Source organism: Vibrio limimangrovi (genome assembly GCF_054064025.1).
Map to the genome: position 1 here is coordinate 207,642 of NZ_JBSUGF010000007.1, position 12,524 is coordinate 220,165.

General features: G+C 44.6%; 10 protein-coding genes. 7 read left to right on the plus strand and 3 right to left on the minus strand.

All coding sequences use genetic code 11. The features are described from left to right. Nucleotides 1-3 precede the first annotated feature (3 nt). The 4 genes from ACWYU8_RS08670 to ACWYU8_RS08685 all read left to right on the plus strand — a co-directional run bounded on the left by ACWYU8_RS08670 (nt 4) and on the right by ACWYU8_RS08685 (nt 4,722). Nucleotides 4-423 (plus strand): RidA family protein, encoded by a 420-nt coding sequence (locus ACWYU8_RS08670; protein WP_457518940.1) that lies wholly within the window; start codon nt 4-6, stop codon nt 421-423. 36 nt (nt 424-459) lie between these two features. Then, nucleotides 460-1,752, plus strand: a complete 1,293-nt coding sequence (locus tag ACWYU8_RS08675) for an NAD(P)/FAD-dependent oxidoreductase (RefSeq protein WP_457518942.1) — start codon at nt 460-462, stop codon at nt 1,750-1,752. 38 nt (nt 1,753-1,790) lie between these two features. After that, nucleotides 1,791-3,191 (plus strand): APC family permease, encoded by a 1,401-nt coding sequence (locus ACWYU8_RS08680; RefSeq protein ID WP_457518944.1) that lies wholly within the window; start codon nt 1,791-1,793, stop codon nt 3,189-3,191. 607 nt (nt 3,192-3,798) lie between these two features. Beyond that, nucleotides 3,799-4,722 (plus strand): OmpA family protein, encoded by a 924-nt coding sequence (locus ACWYU8_RS08685; RefSeq protein WP_457518946.1) that lies wholly within the window; start codon nt 3,799-3,801, stop codon nt 4,720-4,722. Between the two features lie 156 nt (nt 4,723-4,878). On the opposite strand, the gene ACWYU8_RS08690 is transcribed toward ACWYU8_RS08685, so the two are convergent. Both ACWYU8_RS08690 and ACWYU8_RS08695 read right to left on the minus strand, forming a co-directional pair. Then, on the minus strand, nt 4,879-6,078 hold the full coding sequence (locus ACWYU8_RS08690) for a type III PLP-dependent enzyme (RefSeq protein WP_457518948.1): 1,200 nt from the start codon (nt 6,076-6,078) through the stop codon (nt 4,879-4,881). Nucleotides 6,079-6,340: 262 nt separating this feature from the next. Beyond that, on the minus strand, nt 6,341-7,255 hold the full coding sequence (locus ACWYU8_RS08695) for a LysR family transcriptional regulator (protein WP_457518949.1): 915 nt from the start codon (nt 7,253-7,255) through the stop codon (nt 6,341-6,343). Nucleotides 7,256-7,338: 83 nt separating this feature from the next. Between ACWYU8_RS08695 and ACWYU8_RS08700 the strand changes: the two genes are divergently transcribed. After that, the gene (locus tag ACWYU8_RS08700; RefSeq protein WP_457518951.1) at nt 7,339-8,679 is read left to right on the plus strand and encodes an aminotransferase class III-fold pyridoxal phosphate-dependent enzyme; all 1,341 of its coding nucleotides are present in this window, start codon (nt 7,339-7,341) and stop codon (nt 8,677-8,679) included. A 24-nt stretch (nt 8,680-8,703) separates the two neighbouring features. Next, nucleotides 8,704-10,200 (plus strand): CoA-acylating methylmalonate-semialdehyde dehydrogenase, encoded by a 1,497-nt coding sequence (locus tag ACWYU8_RS08705; RefSeq protein ID WP_457518952.1) that lies wholly within the window; start codon nt 8,704-8,706, stop codon nt 10,198-10,200. Between the two features lie 87 nt (nt 10,201-10,287). Here the strand turns inward: ACWYU8_RS08705 and ACWYU8_RS08710 are convergent, their stop codons facing one another. Further along, on the minus strand, nt 10,288-11,163 hold the full coding sequence (locus tag ACWYU8_RS08710; RefSeq protein ID WP_457518953.1) for a MurR/RpiR family transcriptional regulator: 876 nt from the start codon (nt 11,161-11,163) through the stop codon (nt 10,288-10,290). Between the two features lie 275 nt (nt 11,164-11,438). On the opposite strand from ACWYU8_RS08710, the gene ACWYU8_RS08715 reads away from it, so the two are divergent. Then, entirely contained in the window at nt 11,439-12,503 is a 1,065-nt protein-coding gene (locus tag ACWYU8_RS08715) for a polyamine ABC transporter substrate-binding protein (RefSeq protein WP_457518955.1), read from the plus strand. Nucleotides 12,504-12,524: the final 21 nt, after the last annotated feature.

Consider the following 12,524-nt stretch of genomic DNA (forward strand, 5'->3'; position numbering starts at 1 on the left):
ATCATGGCAAAAATCATCAAGGTAAAAACTGGCTCCCGATTCGAAGAGATAGCAAGTTACTCACGTGTAGTGACGGTAGATAACTGGATATTTGTCTCCAATACTGCAGGACGAAACCCGGAAACCAATGAAATGCCGGACGATGTTTTCGAGCAAACTGAACAGGTATTTCTAAACATAGAGCGGGCACTGGCCGCTGTGGATGCCAGCTTGGCTGATGTCGTGACGTCTAAGGTGTTTATTCAAAACCCAGCTGATGTCAGTGCCGTGATGGAGCATATTGGCAGCAAGTTCAAGGGCATCGATCCGGCGACAACAGTGACGTGTCCTCCGCTTGGTTCGAGCATTTATAAAGTTGAGCTCGAAGTAACGGCATACCGAGGTGCATCCATTAGCGAAACCGAAAAACGGATCATCGGTTAGCAAAGCAGATTCTTATCATATTTAAGGGACATAGAGATGGTAAAAACACTCGAATTCGTAGAGACGCCTAACGAGCTACCTGTGTCGACCAGTGTCGTCATTATCGGTGGCGGCATTGTAGGCATTAATGCGGCGCTCACGTTAGCAGAGAGGAACATTCCTGTCGTTGTGATTGAAAAGGGTTTTGTCGGCGCAGAACAGTCTTCGCGTAATTTAGGCTGGATCCGAAAAACCAATCGTCACGCGGAGGATATTCCTCTGGCTCTTGCTTCTGATCAGTTGTGGGCGGGAATGGCAAAGCGAATTAATCGTGATGTGGATTATAAGCAAAGCGGCATCATGTTCCTTGCGGATAATGAAAAGCAGATGGGCGCTTATGAATCCTGGCTTGATTCAGTTAAGTCGCTTTCTCTGGACTCAAGATTACTGAGCGCTGACGATATCAAAGCGATGGTGCCGGGAGGAGAAGGGAAGTGGCTGGGTGGCATATACACGCCATCGGACGGTAGAGCAGAACCTTCAATCGCCACCAGTGCGATGGCGAAAGCGGCGATAGAAAAAGGCGCTGTGATTGTTCAGAACTGCGCAGTACGTAACTTGTCGCTGTCTGGTGGAAAAGTAAGTGGCGTGGTTACTGAAAAGGGTGAGATTCGTTGTGAGCAAGTACTCCTTGCAGGAGGTGCGTGGTCTAAAGCGTTTTTGAGTCATCATGGTGTTTCTTTACCTTCTTTACCATTGATTTGCTCTGTGATGCGTTCTAAGCCGATGGATGGTCCAACGGACATCGCGGTTGCAGGACCTAATTTTTCATTTCGTAAACACTTAGATGGTGGCTTTGTCATCATGCAGCGTGGAGCAATTGAAGCTCGCCTGACGCTAGACCACTTTTTGATTGGTCACCGCTATTTGGGCCAGCTCAAACAACAGCGCGATGCGCTACGAATTTCGGTTGGGCGACATTTCATTGACGATCTTAAAGCTTCAAAACGCTGGTCACGCAATAAATCTTCAATGTTCGAAGAGATTCGCGTTATGAACCCGGATCATAACTCTGGCTTAAACCAGGAAGCATTAAGCAACCTACGTAAAGCTTGGCCTGATTTTCAGCAAGCTGAAATAGCCGAAGAGTGGGGAGGGCTGATTGATATCACGCCGGATTCCAAGCCGGTTATAGATAGTTTGGATGCCATACCGGGACTGACGATTGCGACTGGCTTTTCTGGTCACGGGTTTGGCACTGGGCCTGCGGCAGGGATGTTGGCCGCCGATCTGATTAGTGGTGTTACGCCATTGGTTAATCCAGAGCCTTACCGGTTTGAGCGATTGTAGTCAGGTATCTTGATTTAAGTAATCTAGGGAATAGAAATATGAACGAATTAGTCAACACTAACACTATTCATATAGCTGAAGGATCAGCAACTAAGAATCAAAAGCTAAAAATTGGCCTTGCAACAATGATGGCGATTTGTATCGGCCTGGTGATTGTTCAGGGGGCCATGATTTCGGCGACGCAAGGCATCGGCCTTGGTGGGATGGCATTCATTGCAGCCATGTTTACTGCCTTTATTCTGGCTCAGTTTAACGCAATGAGTTTCGCGGAATTATCACTGATGTTTCCGCAGGAGGGGTCGCTTGCGACCTACACACAAAAAGCAATTGGTCACTTTCCGGCCATCGTCGCTGTTTTCGCAGGGTATGTGGTGGTGTCGGTGTTGGCGCTGCCGGTTGAGTTGTTCTTAGTCGACGCGATGCTAAGTGAGCTATTGCCCGGTATGCTACCTGAAAAAGTGGTGCCTTTAGGTATCCTTGTTTTGCTTAGTGTCACGAACATGGTGGGCGCGGATGTTTTTGCTCGCGTTCAGAACATGCTGGCATTTATTCTGGTCGCAGCGCTTATTCTTGTCGGATTGTGTGCTATCACCGGACTAAGTGAGCCGCATCCTGAATTGTCAGGTACGACGGTAGATTGGAGCTTTGGCGGTGTGATTGATGGCAGTTTTGTTGGTCTCGTCGCGTTGGCAATGTGGTTGATGGTCGGTGTCGAGTTTATCTGTCCGATGATCAAAGAAGTGAAAAATCCCGTCAAGAATATCCCCCGTTCTATGCACCTCTCTTTATTGTTGATCTTTCTAATATTTCTCGCTTTTGCATACGGAGCCAGCCTTTACCTCAACGTGGAAACGTTAGTGGGCTCACCTATCCCGTATCTTGACTACATCAATGCTGTCTTTGGCAATGCTGGTTTAGTGATTGCCACAGTGATGGCGCTGACCGCAACGTGCAGTACAGTGAATACTATTTTGGCCTCTATTCCGAGAATGTTGCATGGTATGGCAATGCAAGATCAGGTCTTCCCACAGTTTAAAGCGCTGAACCGCTTTGAGGCTCCGTGGGTAGGCATCGTGGTGATGGCTGGCTGCACTTCCATTCCGTTCTTGTTCCTGGATATCGATTCACTGATTGTATTAGTAATCGCGGCAACGACGAGCTGGCTGCTGGCTTACATGGTGGCACATATTAATGTCATCGTATTACGTAAACGTATGTCGGAGCACAAGCGTCCTTATAAAACGCCTTTCTATCCAGTGCCGCAAATCTTAGGCATTGTTGGAATGGGTTATGTTGCGCTGAACAACTCGCCTTCTTCTGAAATGACATCCCTTGTCTATACGATCACTGGTGGAATTTTGGCTTTAGTGATAGCGATAAGTGCGATTTGGGTGAAGTTTTACATGAAGCGTAATCTGTTTGAACCAGACATGACCTAGTGAAGCCAAACAATATAACTGGATAGTTTTTACAGTCACTATTAAAGGGACGGGACTACACATAGGGCGTAAATAATACGCCCTTTTCATTGGGGAAATTTTTAATCCCTATATTCGTATATGAAATATTTAAAATTTCCCTGCTAGCTAAGTATTTTCGGAAGAATTAACTCAATTATATTTTAAAATTATCACCAAAATCTCATTCTAATGGTTAAATAATGACCTGCAAGTTAGGGTTTATGTAATAACTATCTGAAACTCATGTAGTTACAGTTATGGAAAATATAATTTCAAAAATGTGATCCAACAGATAAATATGAGGGGAAACCATTAATTTTGGTGGAAATTTAAACAAAATATCAAGCTTCTATTGGTTTAATGTATTTATTAACTTTGTAGTTATTAAAAATCTTAATATGAGTCGATTCTATAAATTCAGTTTATATTAAAGATAAATTGAGTTTGTTAATTATATCTAAATATTCATATAGCATGCGCTTAAATTCTTAAGGCTAGTTTTTATTGATTATATTTTATTAAAAATAAATCATGAAATAGTCGATTAATAACATATTTAAAGTCTCTAATAAGCGCAGGAATTTCTATGAAATTAAAAGCAGTGACGCTAGCAATGATGTTAGCTGGTGGTGTATCAGTGGCAAACGCTGCAAACCTAGATCAAAATATCGATAAATCTGGATTTTGGCTGGGCGCAGCAGCTGGTATGGGTCTATCTGATACTGACGCTGGAGAAAGCGAAGTACTCAGCCCTAAACTTGAAATGGGTTACGATTTCGGCAAGCATTTTGGTCTTTACGGCAGCTACGATTACATGCATAACCTAAGCGATGCAGAACTGCACCTTGGCACATTAGGTGTGAAAGGAAACCTGTACTTCACTGACAACTTGTCGATGTTCGGTAAGCTTGGTGCAACGTACATCTTTGCTGATGGCAGTGAACTAAAAACAGACAGCTTTAGTGGTACTGCAGGTGTAGGTCTTGAATACCAACTGACTAATGCTGTAACGACAAAAATCGGTTACGACTACTACAACAATCTTGAAGCGAAAAATGGCCACGATTTAGACCTTAGCCAAGTCTACTGGGGCATGACGTACAAATTCGGTCAACCTGAAACACCGTTAGTCGTTGAAGAAAAAGTTGAAGTGCCAGTAGAAGTGGTGAAAGAAGTGACGCAGACTTCTCGTTCTACTTACACACTGCCTTACCAAGTGGGTCAGGTTGACGTAAATGACTACGGTCGTTACAACCTTGATGAAGTGATCACTACAATGCGCAGCAATCCTGAGTTGACTGCTGAAATCGTAGGACGTACAGATGCGACTGGTTCTGCTACTACCAATGAACGTGTTTCAACGCAGCGTGCAGAGCATGTTGCCCAATACATGATCGATCAAGGTATTGAAGCTGAACGTATCCACACTACAGGTGTTGCGGACCAACAGCCTTTGACGAATGGTAGTAACGCACAACTTGAGCGTTCTGTTCAGATTACGTTGAACTAATAGAAGTATTTTCTTCATAGGTCAGAGTCTAAGAGGTCTGTATTCGCACTTGCTTTTTAGGTTCACCAATTTAAAAAACAAACGCCACGGAACTTCAGTCCAGTGGCGTTTTTATATTGGCAGCGTTATTGTGCGTTAATAAGTTTTGAGTAGTTCTTAACCAAACATACGTTGGCTGTTTTCTTCAAACTCGTTGATAACAACGGTCTCTGCACGTTTGAAGAAGTTAAAATCAGTTGCCGTTGCGCTGGTGTAAGCGCCCATCATACGGCCGATGATCAAGTCACCGTTTTCCAGTTTTGGTAGCATCACGTTTTCTGCGATCACATCGATGCTGTCGCAGGTTGGGCCCGACAATACGCTCGGTAGGTACTCACCTTCTTGTTTCAATGTCACAAGTGGGTACTGCGCATCATCAAACATCAGACCGCTGAACGAACCGTAGATGCCGTCATCCAGGTAGTACCAAATCTGTCCGTCACGCTCTGCTTGCCCCATGACCGATGCAACACTGGTGACTGCTTCTGCAACGATAAAGCGTCCAGGCTCTGCAATCACTTGAACGGTTTCTGGTAACTCGTTTAACGCTTCGTTAATCGGTACACAGAACTCGCCAATTGGCATCACATTCTCAGTGTATTCCACAGGGAAGCCACCACCGATATCAAGCGTGCTCAATGCTGGCAAACCACGCGATACCACTTCATCCATCACTTGTTTACAAGTGCGGATAGCATCGACGTATTTTTGAGGATTCATCGTTTGTGAACCCACATGGAACGACAGACCCTTAATACGAATATTCCACTCTTTTGCTGTTTCGATGATGTTCAGTGCTTGCTCTGGAGTGCAGCCGAATTTTTTCGATAAATCAGCGAACACTTCAGAGTTACGGAAGCTCAAACGAACAAGCAGTTCTACGTCATGGTTGTAAGCTTTGAATTTTTCCAATTCATTTAAGTTGTCAACCACAAACACATTACAGCCATACGCTAGCGCATCGCGGATATCACGATCACGTTTGATAGGGTGAGTGTGAATAGTACGTTCTGCTGGTACGCCTTGTTGTTTCACCAAATCTACTTCACCAGACGTCGCCAGGTCGAAACTTGCACCTTCTTCCAATAGGGTATTGACCACAGTTGGGTGAGGTAGCGGTTTAAGCGCGAAGTGCAGCGTGACATTCGGTAATGCTTGGCTTAGAGCACGGTAATTTTTACGAATAATATTGCAGTCCAGCATCAATAAAGGTGCACCAAGTTGTGCAACCGCAGTTTCGATAAGATCGACTGTCTCAGCTGGTAGAGCCGGAGAAGAAAAAGATTGAAAACCCAATACAGACGCAGAATTAGCCATAGCAAACCTCCAAGTTAAGTAGGCACTTTTCATGGGCATTGTGATGAAAAGTGGAGCGTCAATAAAAGCGGGGTTACCGCCGTCAAAGAAACTCTTGGATAGTTGCTCTATCGCCTTGCCACAAAACAGCTGTGATGTACTCGGATTGGCTATCATCAAGAAGCAGCGCGATATTAAGGTCATAAGTTTTCACGCGCAATAAAAAATGCCGCAAATAAAGAAGAAGTTTTTTGTCGTAAAGATAACGATTGCTAATAAATTATTACTCTATGATTTCAATGAACTTATTAAGGATTTGGTTGTGTTTTAATCCACTTCTTGTCACCAATGAAATATCTGAACTGAAATGAAACTCATCAGGGAATAGGGCTCGCATTTGTCCTTTATTACACCAATAATCGGCATAATGTTGTGGTAGAAATCCGATGTAAGTACCTGTCAGTATTAAAAAAGCGATGCCTTCATGGTCAGACGCAGTGGCCGTGCATTTTAGCTTTTGATACAGATCGGTCGCTTCTGTCGACATTTTGTGTCTTGTGATGACGGAATTGGTTTGCTTAAGGCGTTCGATAGCCTGATCACTTTCAGTAAAGAATGGGTGCTCATGACTGCAGTAAAGGCAATAACTTTCGTTATACAAAGTGCGGTAATCGAAGTTATTGCTTTTGTTGTTTACAGGGAATGCACCAACGTGAAACCGCCCGTCAATTAAGCCTTTTTCTATATCCGCAGGAGAAGACATCGTGATGTTAATATTGATTTTTTCACTCATCTTACGGATGTGCTTTAACGCGCGGGTAATTTTCATGTGAGGCTGCGTGACCAGATTGTTGACCAGTGCGATATTAAGTTCGCCACGCAGTTCATTATTTATTTGGTTTACGTCATTACGAAATTGCTCGATAGAAGCAAGGAGAATGTCGGCAGACTCTAATACTGCCTCCCCTTCGTTGGTCAGAGTGATACCGCCTCTGCCTCTATGACAAAGCTTCATATTCAAGCGTTTTTCAAGGTCACTCATCTGCAAAGATATCGCCGACTTTGTGATGCCAAGAACAGGTTCCGCAGCGGTATAGCTTCCACACTCGACAACGGTTTTAAACAGACGAATCAGTTTGATATCAAAATCGGTAATCTGATGGATGATGCTTTTGTTGTTATTGTTGAGTCTTTTCATAACTTATGTAAAGTAAATTTAAAATCTACTTAACATACTCATGTGGTAAAAATAAGTCCAGTCAATACAAGGACGGTATAACGATGAGTAACTATAAATTTGCACAAGATGGAATCAATCCAGATTTTTCTGCTCATTGGATGGCATTCACTTCCAATAGAAGCTTTCACCAAAAACCACGCATCATCACTCAAGCTCAAGGATCATGGTTGAAAGATGCCAACGGTCGCGATATTTACGACTCGTTGTCCGGACTGTGGACATGTGGTGCAGGGCATGGTCGTCAAGAGATCCAAAAAGCGGTGGCCGAACAGTTAGGCACGTTGGATTACTCGCCTGCATTTCAATTTGGCCATGAGCTTTCCTTTAAACTGGCGGACAAAATTGTCGAGAAGATGCCTAAAGGACTGGATCATGTGCTTTTTACCGGTTCTGGCTCAGAATGTGCCGATACGTCGCTCAAATTGGCACGAGCTTACTGGCGTGTAAAAGGCAAAGCGTCGAAAACCAAGTTAATAGGCCGAGCTCGTGGTTATCATGGCGTTAACTTTGGTGGAACTAGCCTAGGCGGCATTGGCGGTAATAGAAAAACCTTTGGCCAGTTAGTCGATGCTGACCATATTCCTCACACTCTGCAACCCGATTTAGCTTTTACAAAAGGCTGTGCGGAAACGGGTGGTGTAGAACTCGCGAATGAGTTTTTGAAACTCATCGAACTTCATGACGCCTCGAATATTGCCGCAATTATAGTTGAACCCATGTCAGGCTCTGCGGGCGTGATTGTGCCACCAAAAGGTTACCTACAGCGTCTTCGTGAAATTTGTGAACAGCATGACATCCTGTTGATTTTTGATGAAGTTATCACGGCCTACGGACGCATGGGATGCTGGAGTGGTGCTGAGTATTTCGGCGTGACGCCAGATATCATGAACACGGCTAAGCAACTGACCAACGGTGCTATCCCTATGGGCGCGGTGATCACTTCTCATGAGATCTATCAGGCCTTTATGGAGCAGGATTTGCCTTCTCACATGGTCGAATTTGCACATGGCTACACGTACTCCGCGCATCCGGTCGCATGTGCCGCAGGTTTAGCTACACTGGATCTGTTAGAAAAAGACTCGCTGATTCAGCAGTCACACGAACTTGCGCCTATATTCGAAAGCAAGCTGCACGGGATTCAAGGGGCGAACCATGTTATCGACATTCGAAACTGTGGTTTAGCTGGCGCAATTCAGATCGCACCAAGAGACAATGATCCAACCATTCGACCGTTCGAATGTACATTATCTCTGTGGGAAAAAGGATTTTATGTTCGCTCAGGCGGAGACACGATTCAATTTGGTCCGACGTTTAATGCCAAAGCTGATGACCTTGAGCGTTTATTTGACGCGGTTTACGAAACACTGGATCAACTAAATTAAAAATCAGGAAAAGGAAGTCAAAGCATGGACGTTATTTCGCATTTTATTGCCGGCGACAAATTCTCACATTCAGGTTCAACAATTGATGTTTACAACCCTGCAACTGGCGAGTCGATTCGTCAGGTTGAAATGGGAAGCGCAGAAACGGTTTGTTTAGCGATAGAGGCGGCGAAACGCGCATACCCCACGTGGAGTAAAACGCCTCCGCTGAAAAGAGCGCGAATCATGTTTGCGTTTAAAGATCTATTAGAAGAGAACCAAGACCAAATCGCACGTTTGATCAGTGAAGAACATGGTAAGACGATAGAAGACTCACTAGGTGAGCTTCAGCGTGGTATCGAGAATGTTGAATACGCTTGTGGCGCGCCAGAGCTATTGAAAGGCGAATACACAAGAGGAACTGGACCGGGTATCAATGCGTGGAGTGATCACAAGCCTGTAGGTATCGTTGCCGGTATCACGCCATTTAACTTCCCGGCGATGGTACCACTTTGGATGTACCCACTTGCGATTGTGTGCGGTAACTGTTTCATTCTTAAGCCGTCTGAGAAGGTGCCAGCTTCAACCCTGTTCATTGTTGAACTATTACATAAAGCAGGGCTGCCAAGCGGTGTACTCAACGTTGTTAATGGTGGCAAAGCGGTCGTTGACGCATTAATCGAAGCACCAGAAGTGAAAGCGATGAGTTTCGTCGGCTCAACACCTGTTGCTGAATATATTTATGCAGAAGGCACTAAGCGCGGCAAACGTGTACAGGCCCTTGGCGGAGCTAAAAATCACGCGATCATCATGCCGGATGCAGAAGTATCGAGCACGGTTAACTCACTCATGGGTGCGGCCTTTGGCTCGTGTGGTGAGCGCTGCATGGCGATTTCTGTTGCCGTGTGTGTTGGTGATGAAGTGGCAGATAATCTGGTTAAAGAACTGACTCCCCTGATTCAAGAACTGCGAGTTGGTGCCTATACACAAGATTCAGTTGACATGGGGCCAGTGATTGCCAAAGAGCATCTTGAGAAGATTTCTGGATATATTGCGAGTGGTGTCGAGGCGGGTGCTGAGTTAGTCGTGGATGGTCGAGGTCTTTCTGTTCCTGACTTCTCTACCGGCTACTTTATTGGCGGCAGCTTGTTCGATAACGTCACTCCAGACATGAAGATTTACACCGATGAAATCTTTGGTCCTGTGCTATGTGTAGTGCGTGTGAAATCCCTTGAAGAAGGTATTCAGCTCATTAACGAACACGAGTTCGGTAACGGGACGTGTATCTTTACACGCGATGGAGAAACTGCAGAGATATTCTGTGACGAAGTTGAAGCCGGGATGGTCGGAGTCAACGTACCGCTTCCGGTTCCAGTGGCTTATCACAGCTTTGGTGGATGGAAACGTTCGTTATTCGGCGATCTTCATGCTTACGGTCCTGACGGTGTGCGCTTTTATACTCGACGCAAATCCATTACTCAGAAATGGCCAAAGCCGCAAAACAACGAAACCGCGCAATTTGCATTCCCAAGCAATAAATAGCACTCAATTCTTTGGCTAATTCACATTTCCCCTAGCTCTTGCGCTGGGGGAAATGTGTTTGTTTAGCACGTGTTAATCTAGTCTTGCTTAGAATAGGTTCATGCTTTTAGACAGGTTGTGCCAACGTTTTACGCGTTGCTGACTGTTAGGATTCTGCTGGGCAATTCTGTGCACCAGCATATTTGCTGCCATGACGATTCCCCAGGTCGATTCCAGAAATAACCCCGCTTTAGACTTGGTGTGGCAGACGTGAGGTGTGAAGTCTTCCGCCCAATAACAGAATTCATCTGTGATGATGACGATCTGAATACCGCGCTTCTTGGCCTCTTCACATAGTTTTTTCGTTTCAGCTGCGTACGGGACGATATCCAGAACAACCAGTACATCGTAGCCTTTTTTGTTCGCGGGTTGTATTTCCATTCCCAGCCATTCTGCCAGCATCCCATCGTGGGCAGAGATGTATTGAACATTGTCCCGTGCAAAAGAAAGCCTCCGGGAAATGTCTTCAGCCGTCCCTCTGATTGACTGAAAACCTGTTACATACACTTTTTGTGCGGCACTGACACAGCCAACCAGCCCATCCCAGGTTGCGGTACCAAACTGCTCATAGAGCCGCATCAAAGCTTGCATGTCGTTTTTCATATGCTCTTGATAAAAGCTATCAATTGGAATATCAGCATCGCTGTTGTACTTGTTCTCGATACGCTCTTTTTTTACTTCATCTTTTAAAGACGAAATACCGTGATATCCCGCTTTCTTTAAAAAGCGGCTGACGGTTATCTGGCTGACTGCTGCTTTTTCCGCAATAGATACTCCGGTTTCAAAACTGATCTGCTCCAGATTTAGCAAGATATACTGCGCCACTCTTGCTTCGGAAACAGAAAGTTTGGGTATCAATGACTTTAACTTTTGTGCGGTTGCCGATGCTACGATGTCTGACGGATTACTAAATGTATGAACCATAACACTTCCTTGTGTTTAGATGCACTTATGTAGGGCAATGCTGCCCTGTGACGGTGCTTTAACTAGCCGCTTTAACTAAAAATTTTGGCCATTTTCTATACTGGCATCTCTAACTAACTGTTTATAAGACGCTTATTAATATGTTATATGAATAACATATCATGATATTGAAATAAACATGCCAATGTAAAAGAATTGTTACTGACATCGAAACGATGATTTAGTGGATTAAAAGAGATTAAACAGCTTGCTTTAAACACATGGAAGGTGGATACATGAAGGCATTAAATGTTAATAGTTACACCCGCTTAATAAATCGAAAAACAATGGCAGCAGCAATCGCAACGGTGGGATTAGGGATATCTCAACAAGCCGTCTCTGCCGAAGCGCTTAAGCTATACAACTGGGGTGATTACATCAACCCTGCCGTTCTTGAAGAATTTACCAAACAAACGGGTATCGAAGTCAGTATTGATACCTATACCTCAAACGAAGAAATGTTAGCGAAACTGCAAGCTGGAGCGACAGGGTACGATATCGTCTTTCCCTCCGTTCACATGCAAGACATCATGTTTCAGCTTAACCTTCTGGAGAAAACGGATATTAACCAAACTGCCGGTTTTTCACATATCGATACCAGTTTCTTAAACGCGAAATCAGACCCTAAAGGTGAATACTGCTTACCATATGCGTGGGGTACGGTCGGTATTCTTTATAACAAGAAACAGGTCAGCTCCATTGAGTCGTGGGAACAGTTCTTCGAGCTGCCAAAAGAGGGTAAGAAAATCGCAATGCTGGATGACATGCGTGAAGTTATCGGCATTGGTTTGATAGAGCAGGGAAAGAGCGTGAACTCGACAGATCGTGATGATCTGAAAAAGGCGCAAGAGTTCATCATTAAACAAAAACCTTATATCTCTTCATTTACGTATGACAGCGCGCCGTTGGTACAGTCGGGTGATATCGCTGCTGCGCAATGGTATGTCGGTGCAATGCTATACGTATTTCAAACGCCGGACGAGCTTGGTTACGTCATCCCTAAAGAGGGTGCGACCATGTATCAGGAAAACATGTGTGTACTTAAGTCGGCACCGAATAAGAGCAATGCGAAAAAGTTCTTAGAGTTCTTCACTCAGCCTGAAATTGCCGCACTGAATACCAAGCAGCAAATGAACGGATCCGTCAACAAAGATGCGATTGCACTTCTTCCTGAATACATTCGTGATAATCCAAACATCAACCCGACAGCTGAAATTCGTTCAAAGTTGCAACTCTTTGCTGAACTAGGCAAAGACATCAAGCTGTATGATCGTGTTTGGACCAAGATCCGCACTCACTAATTAACTCAAAATACGGGCTTA